Genomic DNA, 23,804 nt, shown 5'->3' on the forward strand with positions numbered 1-23,804 from the left:
CGCTGCGGAGGGCAGGAAACTCGATGGACCAGCTCGCCCCCACCGAGAAATATTCGCCCTTCCGTTTTTTCTCGGCGGAAGAATGGTCGCAGTTCCGCGCCGACACGCCGATGACGCTCGGCGAGGACGAGATCCGTCGCCTGCGTTCGCTCAACGATCCGGTCGACCTCGAAGAGGTCAAGCGCATCTATCTTTCGCTATCTCGGCTGTTGTCGGCCCATGTCGAGGCCAGCCAACTGCTGTTCAGGCAGCGCCAGGCCTTCTTCAACGCGGTGGATGTCGTCAAGACGCCCTTCATCATCGGCATTGCCGGCTCCGTCGCGGTCGGCAAATCGACCACGGCGCGCGTCCTCAAGGAACTGCTGGCGCGCTGGCCGTCGAGCCCCAAGGTCGATCTGATCACCACCGACGGCTTCCTGCTTCCCAACGAAATCCTGCGCCGCAACAATTTGATGGAGCGCAAGGGCTTTCCCGACAGCTACGATGTCGGCGCCCTGCTGCGTTTCCTGTCCGGCATCAAATCGGGGCAACGCAATGTCCGAGCGCCAGTCTATTCGCACCTGACCTACGACGTCGTTCCCGGCGAGTTCCAGACCATCGACCGGCCGGACATATTGATCTTCGAAGGCATCAACGTCCTCCAGCCGGGCAAGCTGCCAAAGGACGGCAAGATCGTGCCTTTCCTGTCGGATTTCTTCGACTTCGCCATCTATATCGATGCCGAAGAGGAACTGATCCATCAATGGTACATCGCCCGCTTCATGCGGCTGCGCGACACCGCCTTCCGCGATCCGGACTCCTTCTTCCACCGCTATTCGCAACTTTCGCAATCAGCGGCCCGCGCCATCGCCGAAGGCCTGTGGGCCAACATCAACCTGAAGAATCTGCGCGAGAACATCCTGCCGACGCGAGCCCGCGCCGATCTCATCCTGCGCAAGGGCGCCAATCATCTGGTCGAGGAAGTGGCGCTCAGGAAGCTGTAACGAAGCGGTTAACGGCGCTTTAACGCATGTCGCGCAAAACTGTGCAGCCGTTTTGCGATAACGACATGCATAAAACAACAACCTGAAGCGCGTCGCATGAGGCCGTCAGACGCGACGCGCCTCAGACAGTGCCCGCTATCGTTCGATTGCAAATTCCAGAGCATTTGTCGGGAGCAGCCGGTGATCAATATGCCTGCATTGCGCCGGCCTGACATTTCCGCCTGGCGCGGAACGCTTGCTCCGCGCCGGCTTCTCAAATTCGCCTCGGTGGGACTTGCGGCCACAGTCCTCTATGCGCTTTGTGCCGGCCTCTTCACCAGTGCCGGGTCAAGATATCTGTCACCGGCCACAGCCTCCGTCGCCGCCTATGCGGTCGCGACAATATTCTCCTATCTCGGCCACAAGTTCTTCACCTTCATGTCGGCAGGCTCGCATCGATTCGAAGCGCCGCGTTTCGCCGTGCTCACCGGTTTCGGTCTTGCCGCCGCCTATCTGCTTCCGCTGCTCCTCGTCCGGCAGCTCGGCCTGCCGGTCGCGATTCCGATCCTGCTCACCTGTATTCTCATTCCCGTGGTCAACTTTGTCGTTCTCGAACGCTGGATCTTTTCCGGCAGCGTCAGGCCTGACCGTGACCCAGAGCGGGTGCCGCCCGTGCGAAAATCCGGTGGTTAAACAAAGAGATAGACGGCGATACGGCTCTAACCAGGATAGGTCACCCGCCGCAGCGTCAGATTGATCCGCCCGCCATTCCTGAGCAGTGCCGAGGTCGACGGATAGATGCGGTCGACGCCGTGGAAACAGAGGCGGCCTTCGCCGCCAAGCACGACGACGTCGCCGCTTTTCAGCCTGAACGATTTGGTGCCGCCTTCGCGCGTGCTCTGGCCGACCCTGAACAGGCAATCGTCGCCCAGGGAAACGGAAACCACCGGCGCGGAGAAATCGATCTCGTCACGGTCTTGATGAAGGCCCATCTTCGCGTCCGGCGAATAGAAATTGACCAGGCAAGCCTCCGGCGGATGCGGATAGGCAGACACGTCCCGCCACAGCTGCAGCAGTATGTCGGGGATCGGCGGCCAGGGCGTTCCGGTTACCGGGTGCGTCGGCTGGTAGCGATAGCCGTGCTCCTTGTCGGTGACCCAGCCAAGCGAACCGCAATTGGTCATGCGCACGCTCATCTCCTTGCCGGTGCGCGGCATCGCCGGCACGAACAGCGGCGCTTCCTGCACGACCTGCCTCACATCCTCGACCAGCGCTTCCTGCACGGCGCGCGACAGATAGCCGGGCATGTGGCGGACGCCTTTGGGCAGAACGAGCATTAGCTTGGTCGCTTCATCGGGTTCATCTGGCGGACAATGCCACCAACAAACAAGACCGGCGACCCGAAAGCCGCCGTTCTTGTCCTTGGATGGCAATCGCCAGCTTGAGGTGTGGTGAGATTCAGGTCAGGCCGAGCCGGAGTCGAAGACGGGCGCGAAGCGACCAAACTAGGTGGTCTCCGAGAACCGGAGCGGAGCGTACTTAAGTACGTGAGCCCGCGCATGACCCCGAAATCGAGATCGATTTCGGAAAGGTCATGCGCAAAACCAAAGTTCTACAGCGTCCTTTGCGCGCCCACCAAGGCGCGCGGCGCTGTAGGAAGCGCAGGAAACCGCCGTTTGCAGGCCGGCATCACCTGAATATCAACATACCTTAGTCGAGGTCCGGGATGCGCAGAACCTGCCCTGGATAGATCTTGTCCGGGTCGGTCAGCATCGGCTTGTTGGCCTGGAAAATGATCGTGTTCTTCGTACCCTTGCCCTTGCCATAGCTCTTTTCGGCGATCTTCCAGAGATTGTCGCCTTTCTTGACCGTGTAGAAGGTCGGTTGCTTGGCCGGGGCTGCGGGCGTGCCGGCCTCGGGTGCGGCGACCTGCAATTCATCCGCCTGCACCTTGGACACGCCAAGCGTGTTGCCGACGGCGATGACGGCTTTTTCGAAGATCGACTGATCCTTGACCACGCCTTTCAGCACAGCCGTATCGCCCTTGACGTCGACTTCCACATTGTCGGTGCCGAGCGCGTGCGAATCGAGTTCCTTCTTCAGCGTATCGGCGGTCGGCTCCGGCTCATCGTCGCCGAAGCCGAGCTTCTTGCCGACGCCCTTGACGAAATCAAACATGCCCATCTGCGGTCTCCTTGCTGTGACGAATACCGAACTTGCCACCTGCAACCTCGAATTGGAAGCGGTCTCGACCGCGATCGACGTCGCGCCTGCCGCATCGGCCGAAAACGGAATCGATTTTTCGAAAAGCACGCTGCGTGGCTGCAAAAAATGTCGGAGCGCGCCTTATGCGTCCAGGTGGACGCGCGTCAATCGTCGTCCACCCGACCGCGCAGCTTCTTGATTGTGCCGCGCCCAGCCTTGGTCTTCAGCCGCCTTTCGACCGCGCCTTTCGAAGGCCTCGTCTTCTTGCGCGGCGGCGGCGGCGGTTCGGCGGCCCTGGCGACCAGTTCGGCAAGCCGCGCCCGGGCGTCCGCCCGGTTCTGCTCTTGCGTGCGGAAGCGTCCGGCCTCGATGACGATGACGCCGTCCTTGGTGGCGCGCTGGCCGGCCAGCTTTATGGTTCGCTCGCGGACGCGCTCCGACAGGCCCGGCGCATTCGCCGCATCGAAGCGCAATTGCACCGCCGTCGCCACCTTGTTGACGTTCTGGCCGCCGGGGCCGGACGAGCGGATGAAGTCCTCGTGCAGGTCATCCGGATGGATCACCGCATCGTCGGCAATGATGATCTTGTCGTCGGCGTTCATGCCGCAGTCATGGCGCGGCGAACGAAAAAAGAAAAGGCCCAGGTCGGCCCTTCCCCCGGGTCGGGCCTTCCCGATCCCGGTCCCGGGTCGGGCCTTCCCGACGCCTCGAGACGCAGCGGCGACTATTCCGCGGCTTCGCGCATGCGCGGCGCGGCGCCGAGCACGATGGCGTCGACATGGGGTTCGAATTTTTCGAAATTGACGGCGAACATGCCGACCAGCCTCGCCGCCTGCAGGTCATAGGCTGAGGTATCGGCCCATGTCGATCTTGGATCGAGAATGGCACGGTCGACGCCCGCGACCGCCACCGGCACCTCGAAACCAAAATTGGCGTCGGTCCGGTAATCGGCCCCTTTCAGCGAGCCGTCGAGCGCCGCGGCGAGCAGCGCCCGCGTCGCCTTGATCGGCATCCGCTTGCCGGTGCCGTAGGCGCCGCCGGTCCAGCCGGTGTTGACCAGCCAGCAATCGACACCGTGATGGGCGATCAGCTCGCGCAGCAGATTGCCGTATTCCGACGGATGGCGCGGCATGAACGGTGCGCCGAAACAGGTCGAAAACGTCGCTTCGGGTTCGGTGACGCCCTTTTCGGTCCCAGCCACCTTGGCGGTGTAGCCGGAGAGGAAATGATACATCGCCTGCGCCGGGGTCAGCCGGGCGATCGGTGGCATCACGCCGAATGCGTCGGCGGTCAGCATGATGATGTTTTTCGGGTGACCGGCGCGGCCTGTCTTGCTGGCGTTGGGGATGAAGTGGAGCGGATAGGCGCAGCGCGTGTTTTCAGTGAGATTGCCGTCGTCGAAATCCGGCACGCGGCCCGCGTCGAGCACCACATTCTCCAGCACCGTGCCGAAGCGCTGGGTGGTGGCGAAGATCTCCGGCTCGGCTTCGGCCGAGAGCTTTATGGTCTTGGCATAGCAGCCGCCTTCGAAGTTGAAGATACCATGCGGACCCCAGCCGTGCTCGTCGTCGCCGACCAGCGTGCGCGACGGATCGGCCGACAGCGTCGTCTTGCCGGTTCCCGAGAGGCCGAAGAAGATGGCCGCGTCTCCGCCGGCGCCTTCATTGGCCGAGCAATGCATCGGCATCACGCCCTTCGCCGGCAAGAGATAGTTGAGCACGGTGAACACCGATTTTTTCATTTCGCCGGCATAGGAGGTGCCGCCGATCAGCACGATCATGCGCGTCAGATCGACGGCGATCACCGTTCCGGTTCGGGTACCGTGGCGGACGGGATCGGCACGGAACGACGGAAGGTCGATGATCGTCAAGTCGGGCACAAAATGCTCGAGCTCGGCGGCTTCCGGACGAATGAGCAGATTGCGGATGAACAAGGAGTGCCAGGCAAGCTCCGTGACGACCCGGGTCGTCAGCTTCAAATCCTCATCTGCGCCGCCGACCAGGTCCTGCACATAAAGATCCTTGTCCGCCGCATGGGCGCGAAAATCGGCGAGCAGCGTATCGAACTGGGCCGGCGAAATCGCCTTGTTGTTGTCCCACCATACATGCGGCCCGGTGGTCTCGTCGCGCACGACGAATTTGTCCTTGGGCGAGCGGCCGGTGTGCTGCCCGGTCTCGGCGACCAGCGCGCCATGCGCGGTAAGCCGGGCCTCGCTGCGGCGGATCGCCTCCTCGTAAAGGACGGCCTCGCCGAAATTATAGCGCACCGCGCCGGTGGTTTTCAGGCCGATCCGGTCGATCGCCCATGCGGGATTGCGTTTGCCGGCTTCCGACATGAGGGGTTCCTTCTTCGATTGCAGCATCCTGGCCGGCGAACTTCCGGAGCCCCCAACGATGGAGACTGTAACGGTCAGAACCAGAAAAGCCAAATGATATCAAATATTTAATCGATTTAAATATTTTGAAAGTTGTTTAAATCGTTTATATGTGCGAAAAATCAGGTGGGTGCCCAAAGGATTGGCGGTCTTTATCGATCCAATCCATGTTGAGGTGAGATTGTGGCCGCCGGCATGCCGCTCGTGACAGCGGACGAAGCCTGTGCCACATTTTGTACCTAATTTGTCCTGCAAAAGCCCCTTCTCGACCAAAGAAGGGACAGCTCATGAGGGAGCCACTTGAAATGGCAACAATCGCGCTTGTCGACGACGACCGCAACATTCTGACTTCGGTGTCGATCGCCCTCGAATCGGAGGGGTATCGCGTCGAAACCTATACGGATGGGGCGTCGGCGCTAGAAGGTCTGGCGGCGCGCCCGCCGAATCTCGCCATCCTCGACATCAAGATGCCGCGCATGGACGGCATGGAACTTCTGCGCCGGATGCGCCAGAAATCCGACCTGCCGGTGATCTTCCTGACGTCCAAGGACGACGAGATCGATGAGCTTTTCGGCCTCAAGATGGGCGCCGACGACTTTATCCGCAAACCCTTCTCGCAGCGTCTTCTGGTCGAGCGGGTTCGCGCCGTGCTGCGCCGTGCCAGCGCCCGCGAGGCGTCGGCCAAGACGCCCAACCAGCAGGCCCGTTCGCTCGAGCGCGGCCAGCTTGTTATGGACCAGGAGCGCCACACCTGCACCTGGAAAGGCGAGCCGGTGACGCTTACCGTCACCGAATTCCTGATCCTGCATTCTCTGGCCCAACGCCCCGGTGTGGTAAAAAGCCGTGATGCGCTGATGGATTCGGCCTATGATGAGCAGGTCTATGTCGATGACCGCACCATCGACAGTCACATCAAGCGGCTTCGCAAGAAGTTCAAGGCCGTCGATGATGACTTCGAGATGATCGAAACCCTTTACGGAGTCGGATATCGGTTCCGCGAAGCATGAATACAGTGGGGGCTGCTATTCGATGGCAGTGGACGTAGAGCGAGTGAGACGGACGGGCGCCCGGCGCCCGTCGCGGATTCTGCCCGCATTCCTGTCGAGGATCACGGTGCCGATGCGCCGCTTCCTCGGCCACCATATCTTTTCCAGCCTGACGCGGCGCATTCTCTTCCTCAACCTCGCCGGCCTGGCCGTCCTGGTCACCGGCATCCTCTACCTCAACACGTTTCGCGACGGGCTGATCGATGCCCGCGTCGAGAGCCTGATGACCCAGGGCGAGATCATTGCCGGCGCGATCGCGGCATCGGCGACGGTCGAGACCGACTCGATCAGCATCGATCCGGAAAAGCTGCTTGAACTGCAGGCCGGCGAAAGCCTGGGCCCCGGCTCCGATCAGCTCGACAATCTCGACTTTCCGATCAATCCGGAGCGGGTCGCGCCGGTGCTCAGGCGCTTGATTTCGCCGACGCGGACGCGCGCCCGGATCTATGACCGCGATGCCAATCTGCTGCTCGATTCGCGCCACCTCTATTCGCGTGGCCAGATCCTTCGCTACGATCTGCCGCCGACCGACAAGGAAGAGCCCGATCTTCTCGAGCGAATCCAGAAATTCGTCTTCGACTTCTTCCGCAACACCGCGCTGCCGGTCTACCATGAGCAGCCCGGTGGCAACGGCGCTGCATTTCCGGAGGTGGTCAAGGCGCTTACCGGCAGCCCGTCGACCATCGTCCGGATCTCCGAACAGGGCGAGCAGATTGTTTCGGTCGCCGTGCCGATTCAGCGCTTCCGCGCCGTCCTCGGCGTGCTGATGCTGTCGACGGAAGGCGGCGACATCGACAAGATCGTCGCGGCCGAGCGCAAGGCGATCCTGCGCGTCTTCGGCATCGCCGCCCTTGTCACCGCCATCCTGTCGATGCTGCTTGCTTCGACCATCGCCAACCCGCTGCGCCGGCTGTCGGCGGCGGCGGTCAGGGTGCGGCGCGGCGTCAAGAACCGCGAGGAAATCCCGGACTTCTCGGATCGGCAGGACGAGATCGGCAATCTGTCGATCGCCGTGCGCGACATGACCAATGCGCTCTACGCCCGCATCGAGGCGATCGAAAGTTTCGCGGCTGACGTCTCGCACGAATTGAAGAACCCGCTGACCTCGCTGCGCAGCGCGGTAGAGACCCTGCCTCTGGCCAAGAACGAGGCGTCGCGCGCGCGGCTGATGGAGATCATCCAGCACGACGTCAGGCGGCTGGACCGTCTCATCACCGACATTTCCGATGCCTCCCGCCTTGACGCCGAGCTCGCGCGCGAAGACGCAGGAACCGTGGATCTCAAGAAATTCATCACGGATCTGGTCGACGTTTCGCGCACGGCCACGCGCAACAAGAAGACGGTCGACATCGAGTTCAAGGTCGCCAAACTGCCGCAGGGCGTCAAAGGCTACTTCGTCGCCGGCCATGATCTGAGGATCGGCCAGGTCATCACCAATCTGATCGAGAATGCCCGCTCCTTCGTTCCTGAGGAGCGCGGCCACATCGCCATATCGCTGGCGCGCGCCGGCAAGGTCAACATCATAACCGTCGACGACAATGGTCCCGGTATAAGGGCCGACAACATCGACCGCATCTTCGAGCGCTTCTACACCGACCGGCCGGCCGGCGAGGCGTTCGGCCAGAACTCGGGTCTTGGCCTGTCGATCAGCAGGCAGATCGTCGAAGCCCATGGCGGGACGCTGACCGCCGAGAACATCCCGGGCACCAAACCCGGCGAGATCAAGGGCGCGCGTTTCGTCGTGACACTGCCGGCGGAAGGCTGACGCATGAACCCGAAAAGTGGGAACCGGTTTTTTTCAGGCACGATAATGCCTGATCCAACTGTGCAGGCTGAGAACATTCACGGCACGGCGATCCTGATCGGCGAGCGTGGTGTCCTCATCACGGGACCGTCCGGCTCGGGCAAGACGACGCTGGCGCTCGCCCTCATCGATCATTGCCGCCAACGTGGATTGTTTTCGCGGCTGATCGGTGACGACAGGCTCCTCGCGGCCGATCACGCGGGGCGGCTGGTCTGCCGGGTGCCCGCTCCCATCGCCGGCCTCGCCGAGGTGCCCGGATTCGGCCCGCGGCCATTGTCGTTCGAGCCCGGCGGCGTAATCGACCTCTGCGTCCGGCTGGTCCCGGCAAGCGAAATGGACCGCTTCCAGGAAGATGCCAGCGAGGCCATCGCGGGCTGTCCGCTGCCGCGTATCGATCTTGCCGAACGTAATGTTCCGGCGGCCTTGCCGGCCGTGATGGCGCGGCTGCCAATTGCGCCTTTCGTATGATGCGATTTCGAATTGTTGCTGCAATGCGTCAAAATGGCCTGTGCCTGTGCAATTTTGGGCTTGTCAACGCGCCTCGCGTCGACAAGATAGCGCTCCCGCCGCCAGAAAAGGCCGGCGAGCATGAAACGCCTATGAAGCGGCGATGACGGGAGCCACCAACGAATGATCGGACTCGTGCTTGTAACGCACGGTCAACTGGCCGCCGAATTCCGCCATGCCGTGGAACATGTCGTCGGGCCACAAGACAGTTTCGAGACCGTGGCGATCGGCGCCGATGACGATATGGAGCAGCGCCGCAGCGACATCATCGATGCCGTCGCCCGTGTCGACACGGGAGCGGGCGTCATCGTCTTGACAGACATGTTCGGCGGCACGCCTTCCAATCTTGCAATTTCGGTGATGGAATCCGGTCGTACCGAGGTCATTGCCGGCATGAACCTGCCGATGCTGATCAAGCTGTCCAGCATTCGCAAGGGCGACAATATGAGCGCTGCGCTGGATGAGGCGCAGGCGGCCGGCCGCAAATACATCAATGTCGCCAGCCAGCTTCTGAGCAGCAAATGAGCGCCCTGTCGGCCAACAAGGGTGACATCGTCCGGGAATTTCCAATCGTGAACCAGCGTGGCCTGCATGCCCGCGCCTCGGCAAAGTTCGTTCAGGTCGCCAGCGGCTTCGACGCCTCCGTCCAGGTCGAGAAGGACGGCGTCACGGTTGGTGGCACCTCGATCATGGGCCTCATGATGCTGGCGGCAAGCCCCGGCTATTCGATCCGCGTCACCGCCAGCGGCCCGGAGGCCGAGCAGGTCATCGACGCGCTGGAGCAACTGGTCGCCTCCCGCTTCGGCGAGGAGGCCTGACGCCTGGAGCGCCGCGCGTCCGTTGGACGCGCAAAAGACGCTCACATCTAGTGGTTTCCGCCCAACATAAGAGCGCATGCGAGACGAATGGGCTTGTCAGACATGCGTTAAGAGGGGGAAGGCCACCTCAGTTGGGCGCCCCCCCAAGGAGAAACGCTTAGGCAGGTATCAGAACGGAGATCCGGTGGATCCCGACTTCCTTGCTTATGTTCGTGGCCTGGTCCGTTTTGCCTTTGCCGCAGGTATAGTACTCACCTTTCTTAACGTTAAATTCCTTGTCGGGGTTCGTCTTCTTGATGGTGAACTCACCAGCGGTGATAAAACAGACCATGTCGTTGTCCATGACGGATTCTTTGTCGGCAGCCCCAGGTTGGAATACTGCATCGAGCACTAGAATGCTTTTGATGCCTGTCATATCCGAGTCCCAGGTGCCTACTTCCACTATGCGAACGCCGGGGGCAAGCTCCTTACCGTCATTTGGGCCATATGTCGGGACGATCTCTGCGGCTCCCGCGGGCGTCGCTAAAGCGAATAGAGGCGTCGCGGCGGCTGTCGCTAGACCGATCGTCAATGCAGACCGACGATTGATCTCTTCCATGGGGTTTTCCTCCTTAGTCCAAACGTGCGCGCATGCGCGCAATAAAGACTCGGCGCTTGGGATGGCCTACTGTCAAATCAATTTTGGCCCAAGCTACCCTGTGGTTTCCGCCGCCGACCCCGCCAAGATCTTCTTTGCCGCCAGACGCGGGCACCAAGCGTTAGACTCTATCCACTAGCACTTTGAATTTTCGCATCATGCTTCCGATAATCGATTCCGGTTTCGCGCCGGTGCGCCCCAAAGACATGCACGGATAAAGATTTCTTTATATCCCATTGTCGTCCGACCGACGATCTGCTAGTCAGGCCGGCAACTCGCGCCCTTCGACACGCCTTCCGGCGCGGGCGCATCCCGAAGACAATTCTTGATCGGAGCACTGCCATGACGGGTAGCAATGACTATGTGGTCGCCGACATCTCGCTTGCCGGCTGGGGCCGCAAGGAGATCGAGATCGCCGAAACCGAAATGCCGGGCCTGATGGCCTGCCGCGAAGAATTCGGCAAGGCGCAGCCGCTCAAGGGCGCGCGCATCACCGGCTCGCTGCACATGACCATCCAGACGGCGGTGCTGATCGAAACGCTGAAGGCGCTCGGCGCCGAGATTCGCTGGGCCTCCTGCAACATCTTCTCGACCCAGGACCATGCGGCCGCGGCCATCGCCGAGGCCGGCATTCCGGTCTTCGCGGTGAAGGGCGAGTCGCTCGAGGACTACTGGGTCTACACCGACAAGATCTTCCAGTGGGCCGATGGCGGCACCTCCAACATGATCCTCGACGATGGCGGCGACGCCACCATGTACATCCTGATCGGCGCGCGCGCCGAAGCCGGCGAGGATGTGCTCTCCAATCCGGGCAGCGAGGAGGAAGAAATCCTGTTTGCCCAGATCAAGAAGCGGATGGCGGCATCGCCCGGTTTCTTTACCAAGCAGAAGGAAGCGATCCGCGGCGTCACCGAAGAGACCACCACCGGCGTCAACCGGCTCTATCAGTTGCAGAAGAAGGGCCTGCTGCCGTTCCCGGCGATCAATGTCAACGATAGCGTAACCAAGTCGAAATTCGACAATAAATATGGCTGCAAGGAATCGCTGGTCGACGGCATTCGCCGCGGCACCGACACGATGATGGCCGGCAAGGTTGCGGTCGTCTGCGGCTATGGCGACGTCGGCAAGGGCTCTTCGGCGTCGCTCAAGGGCGCCGGCGCCCGCGTCAAGGTCACCGAGGTCGATCCGATCTGCGCATTGCAGGCGGCGATGGACGGCTTCGAAGTCGTCACCCTCGAAGATGCCGCCCCAACCGCCGACATCATCATCACCACCACCGGCAACAAGGATGTCGTCACCATTGACCATATGCGGGCGATGAAGGACATGGTGATCGTCGGCAATATCGGCCACTTCGACAACGAGATCCAGGTGGCGTCGCTGCGCAATCTGAAGTGGACCAACATCAAGCCGCAGGTCGACATGATCACCTTCCCGGACGGCAAGCGGATGATCCTTTTGTCGGAAGGCCGCCTGCTCAATCTCGGCAACGCCACCGGCCACCCGAGCTTCGTCATGTCGGCGTCCTTCACCAACCAGGTGCTGGCCCAGATCGAGCTGTACAGCAAGCCTGGCCAGTATCAGAACCAGGTCTATGTCCTGCCGAAGCATCTCGATGAAAAGGTCGCGCGCCTGCATCTCGACAAGCTCGGCGCCCGGCTCACCGAATTGTCCAGCGAGCAGGCAGCCTATATCGGCGTGACCCCGCAGGGACCGTTCAAGCCGGAACACTACCGCTATTAACCACAGCTGAGATTACCACTAGATATTGACGCCGGGCGATTGACTTTTCGCCCGGCTTTATTTTTGCGCCGATTGATTCTTCACGCCGATTCGCGCAAGCGCTATGGTGCTGATTCGCGGGGTTCGGGGACGAGGGCCGACACCCGCATCAGGGCGGTCTTGCATTCAGGCGGCGAAGAGGACCAGGACATGCCGGGGGATTACCCGCCTTGCGCGGGACAGGCCGTTTCCGGCGGCCACAACGATTCGGTGGGTTCCGCTGCCAGAGGCGGAAGCCTCTTATGGCGCGCCGGCGCCCGCGTCGGAAAATTGCTTGCCTCTTCCGCGCTCGCCGGTCCGCTGCTTGGCCTTTCGGCACATGCTGGAGCCGCTGCTGCGCCCCCCGCGGCTGCGTCCAAAGCCGGACTGTCGGTCAGCACCGTCGAGGTCATGCAACTCGCCATGTTTGTCGGCGTCATGGGCGCGGCACTTGTCTCGGCCATTTTCCTGATCCGCGAACGGGCGCGCACCTCGGCCCAGAATGGCGAACTCAGAGCCCGCTTGGCCGACGTCAACGCTGCGCTGCAGCGCTCCGAGGCGCTGCTCAACCTGCGCGACCAGCGTGTCGTCGTATGGGCCGCGGAAAACAAGAAGCCCGAGCTCGTCGGGACATTGCCGGTTGAAAGCGGCGCTCCGGAAGACCGGGCCGCCTTCCTCGCCTTCGGCCGTTGGCTGATGCCGCGCTCGGCGGCGGCGCTCGAAAATGCCGTGGCGGGATTGCGAGAAAAGGCGAAGCCGTTCGACCTCGTCATCGAATCACAGGCCGGGGCGCCGCTCGAAGTGCACGGCCGCAAGAGCGCATCACACGTGCTCGTCCGCTTCGTCTCGCTCTCTGAAACGCAGCGAAGCGAGGCCAGGCTAAGAATCGAGAACCAGCGCCTTGCCGCCGACTATGACACCATGCTCGGTCTTTTCAACGCACTCAGCATGCCAGCCTGGCTGCGCTCGGCGGACGGGCGGCTGAAATGGGTCAACCGCGCCTATGCCAGGGCGGTCGAGGCGGAAAACGCCGAAGCTGCGGTTCGCGACGCGAAGGAATTCCTGGGCGGCCAGGCGCGCGATGCGATCGCTGCGCAGCACAAGTCGCATCCCGTCTTCGAGCAGGCGCTTTCCACCGTGATCGAAGGCGACCGCCGCATGTTCGCCGTGACCGATTTCGCCGGCGCGGACGGCTCGGCGGGTCTCGCCTGCGACACCAGCGCCATCGAAACGATCCGTAGCGAATATGAGCGGACCGTGCGGAGCCATGCCGACACGCTCGACCAACTCAACACCGCCGTGGCGATTTTCGATACCGACGAAAAACTGCGGTTTTTCAACCAGGCGTTCCAGAAGCTATGGGGTCTCGACAGCGGCTTCCTGCACAGCGCTCCGGACAACGCCTTGTTGCTCGACCGGCTGCGCAGCGAAGGCAAGATCGCCGAGCAGCCCGAATGGCGGCGCTGGAAGGAAAGCCTGCTTGGCGCCTATCGCGCGGTCGAGTCGCAGGAGCATTGGTGGCATTTGCCGGACGGCAAGACCATCCGCGTCGTCGCCAATCCGCAGCCCAAAGGTGGCGTCACCTGGGTATTCGAGAACCTGACCGAGAAGATGGACCTTGAAAGCCGCTACCAGACCGCGGTGCGGGTCCAGGGCGAGACGCTCGACAATCTTGCCGAAGGCGTGGCCGTGTTCGGCCCCGACGGCAGGCTCAGATTGTCGAACCCGGCATTCGCAGCACTTTGGGGGCTCGACGCCGGCGCCGCCAAGCCCAACGTTCACGTCTCCACGATCCGCGATCTGTGCGACCGGCGCGCCGCCGACAGCCCCTGGCGCGGGTTCGTTGCCGCCGTCACCGGTTTCGACGACGAGCGCCGCGACCGCCACGGCCAGACCGAGCTGAACAACGGCACCGTGCTGCGCTACGCGATGATCCCGCTGCCCAACGGTCAGGTGATGATGACCTTCGTCGACGTCACCGACAGCGTCAATGTCGAGCGGGCGCTGAAGGACAAGAACGAGGCACTGGAAAAATCCGACCAGCTCAAGAACGAGTTTGTGCAGCACGTCTCCTACGAACTGCGCTCGCCGCTGACCAACATCATCGGCTTCACCGAGTTGCTTTCGCTGCCCTCGACCGGGCCATTGAACCAGAAGCAGCGCGAATATGTCGAGCATGTCAGCTCGTCTTCCTCGGTCCTGCTCACCATCGTCAACGACATCCTCGACCTGGCGACCGTGGATGCCGGCATCATGGAACTCGATATCTCCGAAGTTCACGTCGACCGGACCATCGCTGCCGCTGCCGAGCTTGTTGCCGACCGGCTGGAGGAGCATGCGATCAGGCTCAAGATCGATGCGGCCACTGCGCCAAAGACGTTCCACGGCGACGAAATCCGCATCCGCCAGATCCTCTACAACCTGCTGAGCAATGCCGCGAACTACGCACCGGAGGCGAGCACCATCACGCTCGCCTGCCGCTCGCTTGCCGAAGGCGTGGAATTCTCCGTTCACGACGATGGTCCTGGCATGCCGCCGGACCTGCTCGATTCGGTGTTCCGCCGTTTCGAACCGCGCACCAATGGCGGCCGCCGGCGCGGCCCTGGCCTCGGCCTGTCGATAGTCAAGAGCTTTGTCGAGCTGCATGGCGGCAGTGTCCGCATCGAAACCGGCAAGGACATCGGCACCACCGTCATTTGTGCCTTTCCCGACACGCCGTCCGGCATCCGCGCGGCGGCCGAGTAGCGCGCTCGATGGCAGGCATGGTGCTGGAGCGCTTTCTCGCCGACGAGGCTGCGACCGCAGGGCTGGGCGAGGATCTGGCCATGTCTCTGCGCCCCGGCGACGTGCTGGCTCTCAAGGGCGATCTCGGCGCCGGCAAGTCGAGTTTGGCGCGGGCGCTGATCAGGGCAATGACCGACGAGGCCGGTCTCGACGTGCCGAGCCCGACCTTCACGCTGGTCCAGAGCTATGAGGCGCGCGTCCCCGTCCATCATTTCGACCTCTACCGCCTGTCCGCGTCGTCCGAACTGGACGAACTGGGTTTCGACGAGGCGCTGGCGCAAGGCGCTGCCCTGGTCGAATGGCCGGAGCGGGCAGCGGCCTATTTGCCAAAGACTTCGGTGCTGATCGAACTCGTCCATCAGGACGACGGACGCCTGGCGAGATTGTCGGGACGAGGCGCTGCCTTCGAGCGCGCGGCGCGCTCGCTGGCCATGCGCAATTTTTTGGAAAAAGCCGGCTGGGGTAAAGCGCAGAGACGCTATTTTATCGGCGACGCCTCGGCCCGCTCCTATGAGGTCGTCTCGCTGGCCGGCCTGCCGCCGCGCGTGTTGATGAACTCGCCGCGGCTGGTGCTCGGGCCGCCGGTCCGCGATGGCAAGCCCTATGCGGTGATCGCCCACACCGGACAATCCGTCGCGGCCTTCGTCGCCATCGATCGGGCATTGCGGGCCGGCGGCGTCAGCGCCCCGGAAATCCAAGCGCAGGACCTGGACCAGGGCTTTCTTCTCATGGAGCATCTCGGCTCGGAGGGATTTCTCGGCCAGCACGGTCAACCGCTGGCGGAGCGCTACGCGGCGGCGGCCGAACTGCTTGCCATGATGCACGGCAAGACGTGGCCCGATCGCATCGAGGCCGCGCCCGGCGTCTTTCACGATGTGCCGCCTTTCGACCGCGACGCCATGATGATCGAAGCCGAATTGCTGCTCGACTGGTATGTGCCGGCGATCACAGGCGGCCCGGCAAGCGATGCCTTGCGCACCGGCTATACCAAGGAATGGAACGCGGCCCTCGACCGGCTGGAGGGGCGCGAATACACGCTCATGCTGCGCGACTTTCATTCGCCCAACATCATCTGGCGCGGCAATCGTTCCGGTCACGATCGCCTCGGCATCGTCGATGTCCAGGACGCGCTGATCGGCCCTTCCGCCTACGATCTCGCTTCGCTCGCCATGGATGCCCGGGTTACGATCTCGCCTGAGATCGAGCGGCGGACGCTCGTCGCCTACATCGCTGCGCGCCATAAGGCCGGCGCTTTTAACGAAGAGGAATTCGTCGAGACCTATGCGATCATGGCGGCGCAGCGCAATTCGAAGATCCTCGGCATTTTCGTCCGGCTCGAAAAGCGCGACGGCAAGCCCTATTATCTAAAACATCTGCCGCGCATTCGCGATTATCTACGGCGGGCGCTGGCGCATCCGGCACTGGCCGGCCTGCGAGATTTCTATACCGCCCACGGGCTGCTGGAGGAGCGGCCGCTGTGACGACACGCCCCAAAACCGCAATGGTGCTTGCCGCCGGGCTGGGAAAGCGCATGCGGCCAATCACCGACACAATGCCGAAACCGCTGGTCAGGATATCAGGCAAGACGTTGCTCGACTGGAGCCTGGACAGCCTGGCTCGTGCCGGCGTCGACAAGGCCATCGTCAACGTCCATTATTTTCCCGAGCAGATCGTCGCCCACGTCGCCGCGCGCCGCGCGCCGCGGGTCGTTATTTCCGACGAAAGCGAAACACTGCTCGATTCCGCCGGCGGTATCGTCCATGCTTTGCCGGAACTGGGAGGGGCTCCCTTTTACATCGTCAACGCCGACACTTTCTGGATCGACAGCGGCGTGCCCAACCTTGCCCGCCTCGCCCTTGTGTGGGACGCGGCGAAAATGGATATTCTGCTGATGCTTGCAGATCTCCAGTCAGCAACCGGGCACAGCGGCGGCACGGATTTCCTGATGGCGCCGGACGGCGCTTTGCGGCGTTCGAAAGGCGACCCGACCGGCCTGATCTATGCCGGCGCGGCGATCGTCCATCCCAGGCTTTTTAGGGATGCGCCGGCCGGCCCACACTCGCTCAACGCCTATTTCGATGCGGCCATCGCTGCCGGCCGCCTGTTCGGCATGCCGATGCACGGCCAATGGATCACCGTCGGGACGCCCGACGCCATTCCGCTTGCGGAAGCGGCGGTTGCCGCCGCTCTTGCTGAGTCGACCAACGCTCTTACCGAGTTGAAATGAGCGGCTCCCGCCGCGTTTTCTCGATCCCGCCCGGAGCGCCGTTTCTGCCGACGCTGGCCGAGGCCTTGCTGTCAGGGCGGCTCGTTCCCGGATTCCGCTTCGACGGCGACCCGCTGGCGCTGGCCGACGCCACCATCTACGTGCCGACGCGCCGCGCCGCGCGGGCGCTGCGCGGCGTCTTCGTCGACCTTCTGGGTGGCCGCTCGGCGATACTACCGGTCATCCGCCCGCTCGGCGAATTCGACGAGGACGAAGCCGCGTTCGAGGCCGACGCATCGGCCGCCATCGACCTCGCGCCGCCGATCGCCGCGATCGAGCGCCTGCTGCTGCTGGCGCCGCTGGTGCGCGCCTGGAAACGCCGCCTGCCGGCGCATGTCGCGGCACTTTTCGACGAGGAGATCGTCGTGCCGGCGTCGGCCGCCGACGCCATCTGGCTGGCGCGCGACCTGTCCCGGCTGATGGACGAGATCGAGACGGAAGGCACGGACTGGAACAGGCTTGCCGATCTGGTGACCGGCAACCTCGCCGGCTGGTGGCAAGTGACGCTCGACTTCCTGAGCATCGTCACCGAAAACTGGCCGAATCTCCTCGAGGAACGCAATCGCTCCAACCCGGCCGCCCATCGCAATGCGCTGATAAGGCTGGAAGCGGCGCGGCTGAAGCGCAATCCGCCGACTGGGCCGGTCATCGCCGCCGGCTCCACCGGGTCTATTCCCGCCACCGCCGAACTGCTTGCGGTGATCGCCGACCTGCCCAGCGGCGCCGTCGTGCTGCGCGGCCTCGACCTGATGCTGGATGAGCCGTCATTCCACGCAATTGCGGTGCCCGGCGCACGGCCGGCCTTGCTTGGACACCCGCAATATGGCCTGGCAAAACTGATCGGCAAGATCGGCGTGCTGCGCGGCGATGTCGAGGAGATCGCCGTTGCCGAAAGGCCGCTCGCGGTGCGCGCCGCACTTGTCGGCGAGGCGCTGCGGCCGGCGGAGACCACCGAGCTGTGGGTCGAGACGCGCGCCCGCTTTACTTCAGGCGATATCACCGAGGCCTTCGCCGACGTGACGCTGCTCGAAGCCGCCGGCGAGCGCGACGAAGCAGTGGCGATTGCCGTCGCGCTCAAACGCGCCGTCGAACAGCCCGGCCAACGCGCCGCGCTCGTCACCGGCGACCGCGCCCTGGCGCGGCGCGTTTCGGTCGAGCTGTTGCGGTTTGGTGTCGTCGCTGACGATTCGGGCGGCACACCGCTCATCAACACGCCAGCCGCCGGCCTGCTCAGACTGGCGCTTCAGGCGGCGTTCCGCCCCGGCGATCCCGTGGCCTTGCTGTCGCTGCTCAAGCACCCGCTGCTTGGCCTCGGCTTGGAACGCACAAGCGTCCGTCACGCGGCGGAGATCGTCGAACTGGTGGCGCTGCGCGGCGGCACTGGCCGCCCCGACGTCGCCTCGCTGCCGGAGCTCTTCGATGCCCGGCTCCTCGAATTCGACGTCGGCGGCAATCGCCGCCCGCCCTTCTGGCGATCGCGGCTTTCGGTCAGGCGCATCGAAGAAGCCCGCGACCTGCTGGTCCGGCTAACCGCCGCGCTTGCGCCGCTGGTTGCCTATCGCGACGAGGAGAATGCCGATCTTGCCACGCTTGTGCGGGCCAGCGTCGTCGCGCTCGAAAGTCTTGGCCGAACCGCGGATGGCAGCCTGAGCGAACTCTATGCCGGCGATACCGGTGAAAAGCTCGCCGAGCTGTTGCGCGGGCTGGTCGCTGCCTCGGCGTCGTTCTCCTTCGCGGCCGACGAATGGCCCGAAATGATGGAGGCGCTGATCGCGCCCGAGACGGTCAAGGCGGCACAAGGGACCGACAGGAACATCACCATCTGGGGTGCGCTGGAAGCCCGGTTGCAAAACGTCGACACGCTGGTCGTCGGCGGACTCAACGAAGGCGTGTGGCCACGCAAGCCGGAAAGCGACCGCTTCATGTCCCGGCTGATGAAGACCGGCATCGATCTCGAGCCGCCCGAACGGCGCATCGGCCTGGCCGCCCATGATTTCCAGATGGCGATGGGGGCGAACAAAGTGGTGCTGGCGCGCTCCGCCCGCTCCGGCGACGCGCCGGCAGTGCCGTCGCGCTGGCTGCAGCGCCTGCTGACCTTCATCGGCAAGGAGCATGCGGCGGTGCTTCGCCGGCGTGGTGATGAATTCCTGTTCTGGGCCCGTGCGCTTGATGCCGGCGAAAGAAGAGACTTCGCACCGCGGCCGCAGCCGAAGCCGCCGCTGGTTGTGCGGCCGCAACATTTCTCGGTCACCGAGATCGAGACGCTGCGCCGCGACCCTTACGCGATCTATGCCAGGAGGATCCTGCGCCTGATGCCGCTCGACCCGGTCATCCGCGACCCGGGCGCTGCCGAACGCGGCACGCTGTTTCACGCCATCCTGCATCTTTTTTCGCGGACCGTGGCCGATCCGCTTGTGCCGGAGGCGCTGGACGGTCTCATTGCCGCCGGCCGCGCATGCTTTGCCGAGGCGGCCCTTCCTCCCGATGTCGAGGCGGTGTGGTGGCCGCGTTTCGAAAAGCTCGCCGCCGGCATCATCGAATGGGAGCGCGGCCGCGCCTTCGCCGTGACAATGCGGCATGCCGAGGAGCGCGCCGAGAAAACCGAAGTCGGCCAGTCCGGCGTGACGCTGTCCGGCTATGCCGATCGTGTCGATCTCCTGGCCGGCGGCATGGCCGACATCCTGGATTACAAGACCGGCTCCTCGCCGTCCAAGGCGCAGGCTCATACGCTGCTTTCGCCGCAACTTGCGCTCGAAGGCGCGCTGCTCAGGCGCGGCGCCTTCGAGGGGCTTGGCGCACGCGAGCCGTCGCAGTTGGCCTTCATCAGGCTGAAGCCGAACGGCGAGGTGTTCGAGGAATCCATCCTCGAATACAACCGCAAGCCGCGAACCGCCGCCGATCTTGCCGAGGAGGCCTGGGCGCGGCTCGAAAAGCTGCTGATCCACTATGCCGACCCGACGACCGGCTATTTGTCGCGCGCGCTACCGTTCCGTGAGGGCGAGACCGACGGCGACTACGACCATCTCGCCCGCGTGCTCGAATGGTCTGCCGGCGGCGACGCGGACGACGAGGGAGGGGAGGCATGAAGAAGGCGTATCCCATCCCGACCGATACCGCCGTCAGCCAGGCAAGCGCGTCTGATCCGCAAAATTCCGCCTGGGTGTCGGCCAATGCCGGATCGGGCAAGACCCATGTGCTGGCCCAGCGTGTCATCCGGCTCTTGCTGCGCGGCACCGATCCGTCGAAGATCCTGTGCCTGACCTACACCCGCGCCGCCGCCGCCAACATGTCGAACCGGGTGTTTTCGACATTGTCGGAATGGACAGCGCTTGGCGACGCAGAACTGGCGACAAGGATAGAGGCGCTGGACGGTCGCCAGCCCGATCGCGAAACCATGCGCCGCGCCCGCCGGCTGTTCGCCGAGGCGCTGGAGACACCCGGCGGGCTGAAGATCCAGACCATCCACGCCTTCTGCGAATCGGTGCTGCACCAGTTCCCGCTGGAGGCCAACATACCGGCCCATTTCGAAATGCTCGATCCGCAGATGGAGGCGTCGCTCTTCGCCGCCGCCCGCCGTGACATGATCTCGGGCACGGCCGCCGGCGATGCGGGGCTGGCCGAGGCTTTCGCCACCATCCTGGAACGCGGCGGCGAACATGGGCTTGATGCGTTGCTGGCCGAGATCGTGCGCAAGCGCGACGGTCTACGCGCCTTCATCGCTGCTGCCGGCGGCGATGGCTTCCGGGCGCTGTTCGACGAGTTCAAGTTTCGCGCCGGCCAGACCGCCGAAGGCCTGGCGGCGTCTGTCTGGCCGCTGCCGGGCTTCCTGCCGGACTATTTCATCACCTTTGCCGCTGCTGCTGAAGCCGCCGATGCCCGCATGGTGCTCAACAACCTTCTGCCCTATGCTCGTCTTGCCTTCGCCGAGGACGATCCGGTTCGCCGGCTGCATCTGCTGGCAAAAGCCTTCCTGCGAACCGATGGCGAGCCTTATGAGCCGGCAAAGCCGTTCAAGAAGGCATTGCTCGACCGGCTGCCGGATCTTGCCGAGCGCTATCTGTCAGCGGCCGATGCCATCGTCGAAATCTCCGACCGATTGGCCTTGTTCAGGATGCTGGAGGGCACACGTGCCGCGCTGACCATCGCCGACTGGCTGATCGCCCGTTACGAACACTTGAAGCGCGCCCGCGGCTTCCTCGATTTCAACGACCTCATCACCCGAACGGTCAATCTCCTGGCGCGGCCCGACGCCGGTCCATGGGTGCAATACAAGCTCGACCAGGGCATCGACCATATCCTGCTCGACGAGGCGCAGGACACCAGTCCCGACCAATGGGAGGTGGTGAAACGGCTGGCGGAAGAATTCTTTGCGGGGCTCGGCGCGCGCGACACGGTCCACCGCACGGTCTTTGCCGTCGGCGACGAAAAACAGTCGATCTATTCCTTTCAAGGGGCGGCGCCCGACTCCTTCGCCGACTCAAGGCTCCTGTTTGCCGGAAGGGTGCGCGACGCCAACGCCGCCTTCGCCGATCTCAAACTGACCTGGTCCTTCCGCTCGACCGACGACGTGCTTGCGGCGGTGGACCGTGTCTTTGCCGACCCAGTCGTGCGGCGCGGCATCAGCCACGATCCCGACCCGCTGAACCACAAGGCGATCCGCAGCGATGCGCCGGGCTATGTCGAGGTCTGGCCGTCGATCGGCGCCGACGTCGTCGACGAACCCGACGACTGGACGCAAGCCGTCGACCACGCCCATGCGCCTGCGGTGCGTGTTGCCGAAAACGTGGCGGCGACCATTGCCGGCTGGATCGGCGCCGGCGAGGTCATCGAAGGCCGCGGCAAGAAGCTTCGGCCCGGCGACGTGCTGGTGCTGGTGCGCAAGCGCGATCGCTTCGTCCATGCGCTGACACGCGCGCTGAAGCGCCGCGACATACCGGTCGCCGGCGCCGACCGGCTCAGCCTGCCCGGCCATATCGCGGTGAAGGACCTGATCGCGCTCGGTCACTTCCTCGTCCAGCCTGAGGACGATCTGTCGCTTGCAGCCGTGCTGCGCAGCCCGATTTTCGATGTTTCGGAAGAGATGCTTTTCGCGCTCGCCGGCGCGCGGCCGTCCGGCTTCTCGCTGATCGCTTCGCTCAGGCAGCAAGCAGGCGAAAGCGCTGCCTTGGCCGCAATCGCTGCCCAGCTCGACACATGGTCCGATGAAGCCGCATTCAAGCCGGTGTTCGAATTCTATGCCGGGGCTCTCGCCCGCGACGGCCTGCGCAAGAAAATGATCGCGCGGCTCGGGCCGGAAGCCGGCGACATCCTCGACGAGTTTCTGAGCTTCTGCCTGGCCGAGGAGCGGACCGGCCTGCCGGGACTGGAATCCTTCCTGTCGACGCTGGAGAATGCCGGCCCCGAGATCAAGCGTGAAATGGACCAGACCCGCGACGAGGTTCGCGTCATGACCGTGCATGCCGCCAAGGGTCTGGAAGCGCCTGTCGTGTTCCTGGTCGATGGCGGGTCCGCCCCGTTCAGCGACCAGCATCTGCCGCGACTGATGCCGTTCGATGGCTCGGGCGACCATTGGCGCGGCAAGGGTTATCTCTGGCGTTCGGCCAGCGATGTCGCCAATGGCTTTTCACGGGCCGCTTCGGTCCGCGCCCGCGAACTGGCCGACGACGAATACCGCCGGCTGCTCTATGTCGGCATGACCCGCGCCGAGGACCGGCTGATCGTCTGCGGCTATCACGGCAAGCGGGCGCCGAATGCCGGCACCTGGCATTCGATCGTCAGTCGCGCGCTGGTCGGCGCCCCCGAAAGCGCAGAGCGGCAGCACCCCGCCACTGGCGAGACCGCGCATCGGTTTCACGTGACAAAATTGCCGCCGGTCGCACAGGCGGCCGCCGAAGAGGCGCGGCAGACGCACCAGTTCGAGCCGTTGCCGAAGACCCTGTTCCAGCCCTTGCCGCCCTTCGAAGACCTGCCGCGCCCGCTGTCGCCGTCCGGCGCCTCGGCGCTGATCGACGAGGCCAAGCAAGCGGTGATCGACACCGGCTCGCCGGTGCTGGACGCTGAGAAGGAGCCCGGCTTTGCCGTGACGCGAGGGCTGGCGCTGCACAAATTGCTGCAGATGCTGCCGGGCATTGCCGAGGCCGAACGCCGGGATGCCGCGGAACGCTACCTCAAGCGCGCCGGCGCGCAATGGCCTGAAGCCGAGCGCGACAAGGCCTTGGCCTCGGTGGCAGCGATCCTTGCCGACAGCCGTTTCGCTCCATTGTTTGCGTCATCGTCGCGCGCCGAAGTCGCGGTCATGGGCAGCCTGGAGGTGAAGGGCAAGTTGCGCTCGATCTCTGGCAAGATCGACCGGCTGGCGGTCACATCAGGCAAGGTGTCGATCGTCGACTACAAGACCAACCGGCCGGCGCCTGCAACCCTGTCGGACGTTCCACCGGCCTATGTCCTGCAGCTCGCGCTCTATCGCGCGCTGCTCCAGCCGCTTTATCCCGGGCATCAGGTCTCGGCGGCGCTGCTGTTCACCGAAGCGCCACGATTGATCGAGCTGCCGCCGGCGGCCATGGACGACGCTCTTGCCCGACTCACGGGAGCGTGACACAACAGCTGCTTGAAGAAGGGCGCGATCACCACCACATTTGGT

18 protein-coding genes are annotated in these 23,804 nt (G+C 63.8%); 13 read left to right on the plus strand and 5 right to left on the minus strand.

Annotated features, from left to right (window positions below; all coding sequences use genetic code 11):
* Positions 1–23: 23 nt before the first annotated feature.
* Together coaA and AC0L16_RS12060 are read left to right on the plus strand one after the other, a co-directional pair.
* The gene (gene coaA, locus AC0L16_RS12055; RefSeq protein ID WP_473620957.1) at positions 24–983 is read left to right on the plus strand and encodes a type I pantothenate kinase; all 960 of its coding nucleotides are present in this window, start codon (positions 24–26) and stop codon (positions 981–983) included.
* A gap of 189 nt (positions 984–1,172) precedes the next feature.
* Positions 1,173–1,655 (plus strand): GtrA family protein, encoded by a 483-nt coding sequence (locus AC0L16_RS12060; protein ID WP_473621089.1) that lies wholly within the window; start codon positions 1,173–1,175, stop codon positions 1,653–1,655.
* Positions 1,656–1,681: 26 nt separating this feature from the next.
* Here the strand turns inward: AC0L16_RS12060 and AC0L16_RS12065 are convergent, their stop codons facing one another.
* The 4 genes from AC0L16_RS12065 to AC0L16_RS12080 form a co-directional block, all read right to left on the minus strand.
* Complete coding sequence (locus tag AC0L16_RS12065; RefSeq protein ID WP_473620958.1) at positions 1,682–2,299, minus strand: alpha-ketoglutarate-dependent dioxygenase AlkB; 618 nt, start codon at positions 2,297–2,299, stop codon at positions 1,682–1,684.
* A 373-nt stretch (positions 2,300–2,672) separates the two neighbouring features.
* On the minus strand, positions 2,673–3,146 hold the full coding sequence (lysM, locus tag AC0L16_RS12070) for a peptidoglycan-binding protein LysM (RefSeq protein ID WP_473620960.1): 474 nt from the start codon (positions 3,144–3,146) through the stop codon (positions 2,673–2,675).
* Between the two features lie 185 nt (positions 3,147–3,331).
* A complete protein-coding gene (arfB, locus tag AC0L16_RS12075) occupies positions 3,332–3,769 on the minus strand; it encodes an alternative ribosome rescue aminoacyl-tRNA hydrolase ArfB (RefSeq protein ID WP_027152041.1) in 438 nt (145 codons plus the stop codon).
* A gap of 122 nt (positions 3,770–3,891) precedes the next feature.
* Positions 3,892–5,502: a phosphoenolpyruvate carboxykinase gene (locus AC0L16_RS12080; RefSeq protein ID WP_473620961.1), complete on the minus strand. Its 1,611-nt coding sequence runs from the start codon at positions 5,500–5,502 to the stop codon at positions 3,892–3,894.
* 344 nt (positions 5,503–5,846) lie between these two features.
* Between AC0L16_RS12080 and AC0L16_RS12085 the strand changes: the two genes are divergently transcribed.
* The 5 genes from AC0L16_RS12085 (at position 5,847) to AC0L16_RS12105 (ending at position 9,716) form a co-directional block, all read left to right on the plus strand.
* Positions 5,847–6,548, plus strand: coding sequence for a response regulator transcription factor (locus AC0L16_RS12085; RefSeq protein ID WP_023796909.1), 702 nt, complete (start codon positions 5,847–5,849; stop codon positions 6,546–6,548).
* Positions 6,549–6,570: 22 nt separating this feature from the next.
* Complete coding sequence (locus AC0L16_RS12090; RefSeq protein ID WP_023796908.1) at positions 6,571–8,352, plus strand: sensor histidine kinase; 1,782 nt, start codon at positions 6,571–6,573, stop codon at positions 8,350–8,352.
* Positions 8,353–8,397: 45 nt separating this feature from the next.
* Complete coding sequence (locus AC0L16_RS12095) at positions 8,398–8,859, plus strand: HPr kinase/phosphorylase (protein ID WP_473620962.1); 462 nt, start codon at positions 8,398–8,400, stop codon at positions 8,857–8,859.
* A 162-nt stretch (positions 8,860–9,021) separates the two neighbouring features.
* The gene (locus AC0L16_RS12100; protein ID WP_027152037.1) at positions 9,022–9,423 is read left to right on the plus strand and encodes a PTS sugar transporter subunit IIA; all 402 of its coding nucleotides are present in this window, start codon (positions 9,022–9,024) and stop codon (positions 9,421–9,423) included.
* Positions 9,420–9,716, plus strand: coding sequence for an HPr family phosphocarrier protein (locus AC0L16_RS12105; RefSeq protein ID WP_473620963.1), 297 nt, complete (start codon positions 9,420–9,422; stop codon positions 9,714–9,716). The genes AC0L16_RS12100 and AC0L16_RS12105 overlap by 4 nt, the downstream gene beginning before the upstream one ends.
* A gap of 157 nt (positions 9,717–9,873) precedes the next feature.
* Here the strand turns inward: AC0L16_RS12105 and AC0L16_RS12110 are convergent, their stop codons facing one another.
* Positions 9,874–10,314, minus strand: coding sequence for a hypothetical protein (locus AC0L16_RS12110; RefSeq protein WP_473620964.1), 441 nt, complete (start codon positions 10,312–10,314; stop codon positions 9,874–9,876).
* Positions 10,315–10,695: 381 nt separating this feature from the next.
* Here AC0L16_RS12110 and ahcY point away from each other — a divergent pair, with 381 nt between their 5' ends.
* The 6 genes from ahcY (at position 10,696) to addA (ending at position 23,759) form a co-directional block, all read left to right on the plus strand.
* Positions 10,696–12,096, plus strand: a complete 1,401-nt coding sequence (ahcY, locus tag AC0L16_RS12115) for an adenosylhomocysteinase (protein WP_473620966.1) — start codon at positions 10,696–10,698, stop codon at positions 12,094–12,096.
* Between the two features lie 189 nt (positions 12,097–12,285).
* Positions 12,286–14,859 carry a sensor histidine kinase gene (locus AC0L16_RS12120; protein ID WP_473620967.1) on the plus strand — a complete coding sequence of 858 codons (2,574 nt, stop codon included), beginning with the start codon at positions 12,286–12,288 and terminating at the stop codon, positions 14,857–14,859.
* Positions 14,860–14,867: 8 nt separating this feature from the next.
* A complete protein-coding gene (gene tsaE, locus AC0L16_RS12125) occupies positions 14,868–16,379 on the plus strand; it encodes a tRNA (adenosine(37)-N6)-threonylcarbamoyltransferase complex ATPase subunit type 1 TsaE (RefSeq protein WP_473620968.1) in 1,512 nt (503 codons plus the stop codon).
* Entirely contained in the window at positions 16,376–17,125 is a 750-nt protein-coding gene (locus AC0L16_RS12130) for a nucleotidyltransferase family protein (RefSeq protein WP_473620969.1), read from the plus strand. The genes tsaE and AC0L16_RS12130 overlap by 4 nt, the downstream gene beginning before the upstream one ends.
* The gene (gene addB / locus AC0L16_RS12135) at positions 17,122–20,250 is read left to right on the plus strand and encodes a double-strand break repair protein AddB (protein WP_473620970.1); all 3,129 of its coding nucleotides are present in this window, start codon (positions 17,122–17,124) and stop codon (positions 20,248–20,250) included. Before AC0L16_RS12130 ends, addB begins: the two co-directional genes overlap by 4 nt.
* Positions 20,247–23,759: a double-strand break repair helicase AddA gene (gene addA, locus AC0L16_RS12140; RefSeq protein WP_473620971.1), complete on the plus strand. Its 3,513-nt coding sequence runs from the start codon at positions 20,247–20,249 to the stop codon at positions 23,757–23,759. Before addB ends, addA begins: the two co-directional genes overlap by 4 nt.
* Positions 23,760–23,804: the final 45 nt, after the last annotated feature.

This window comes from Mesorhizobium sp. WSM4848, from assembly GCF_055811375.1.

Bases quoted from the DNA above. Each gene is read 5' to 3' on its own strand.
- coaA (WP_473620957.1), top strand. From the start codon at position 24: ATGGACCAGCTCGCCCCCACCGAGAAATATTCGCCCTTCCGTTTTTTC.
- AC0L16_RS12060 (WP_473621089.1), top strand. From the start codon at position 1,173: ATGCCTGCATTGCGCCGGCCTGACATTTCCGCCTGGCGCGGAACGCTT.
- AC0L16_RS12065 (WP_473620958.1), bottom strand. From the start codon at position 2,299: ATGCTCGTTCTGCCCAAAGGCGTCCGCCACATGCCCGGCTATCTGTCG.
- lysM (WP_473620960.1), bottom strand. From the start codon at position 3,146: ATGGGCATGTTTGATTTCGTCAAGGGCGTCGGCAAGAAGCTCGGCTTC.
- arfB (WP_027152041.1), bottom strand. From the start codon at position 3,769: ATGAACGCCGACGACAAGATCATCATTGCCGACGATGCGGTGATCCAT.
- AC0L16_RS12080 (WP_473620961.1), bottom strand. From the start codon at position 5,502: ATGTCGGAAGCCGGCAAACGCAATCCCGCATGGGCGATCGACCGGATC.
- AC0L16_RS12085 (WP_023796909.1), top strand. From the start codon at position 5,847: ATGGCAACAATCGCGCTTGTCGACGACGACCGCAACATTCTGACTTCG.
- AC0L16_RS12090 (WP_023796908.1), top strand. From the start codon at position 6,571: ATGGCAGTGGACGTAGAGCGAGTGAGACGGACGGGCGCCCGGCGCCCG.
- AC0L16_RS12095 (WP_473620962.1), top strand. From the start codon at position 8,398: ATGCCTGATCCAACTGTGCAGGCTGAGAACATTCACGGCACGGCGATC.
- AC0L16_RS12100 (WP_027152037.1), top strand. From the start codon at position 9,022: ATGATCGGACTCGTGCTTGTAACGCACGGTCAACTGGCCGCCGAATTC.
- AC0L16_RS12105 (WP_473620963.1), top strand. From the start codon at position 9,420: ATGAGCGCCCTGTCGGCCAACAAGGGTGACATCGTCCGGGAATTTCCA.
- AC0L16_RS12110 (WP_473620964.1), bottom strand. From the start codon at position 10,314: ATGGAAGAGATCAATCGTCGGTCTGCATTGACGATCGGTCTAGCGACA.
- ahcY (WP_473620966.1), top strand. From the start codon at position 10,696: ATGACGGGTAGCAATGACTATGTGGTCGCCGACATCTCGCTTGCCGGC.
- AC0L16_RS12120 (WP_473620967.1), top strand. From the start codon at position 12,286: ATGCCGGGGGATTACCCGCCTTGCGCGGGACAGGCCGTTTCCGGCGGC.
- tsaE (WP_473620968.1), top strand. From the start codon at position 14,868: ATGGCAGGCATGGTGCTGGAGCGCTTTCTCGCCGACGAGGCTGCGACC.
- addB (WP_473620970.1), top strand. From the start codon at position 17,122: ATGAGCGGCTCCCGCCGCGTTTTCTCGATCCCGCCCGGAGCGCCGTTT.
- addA (WP_473620971.1), top strand. From the start codon at position 20,247: ATGAAGAAGGCGTATCCCATCCCGACCGATACCGCCGTCAGCCAGGCA.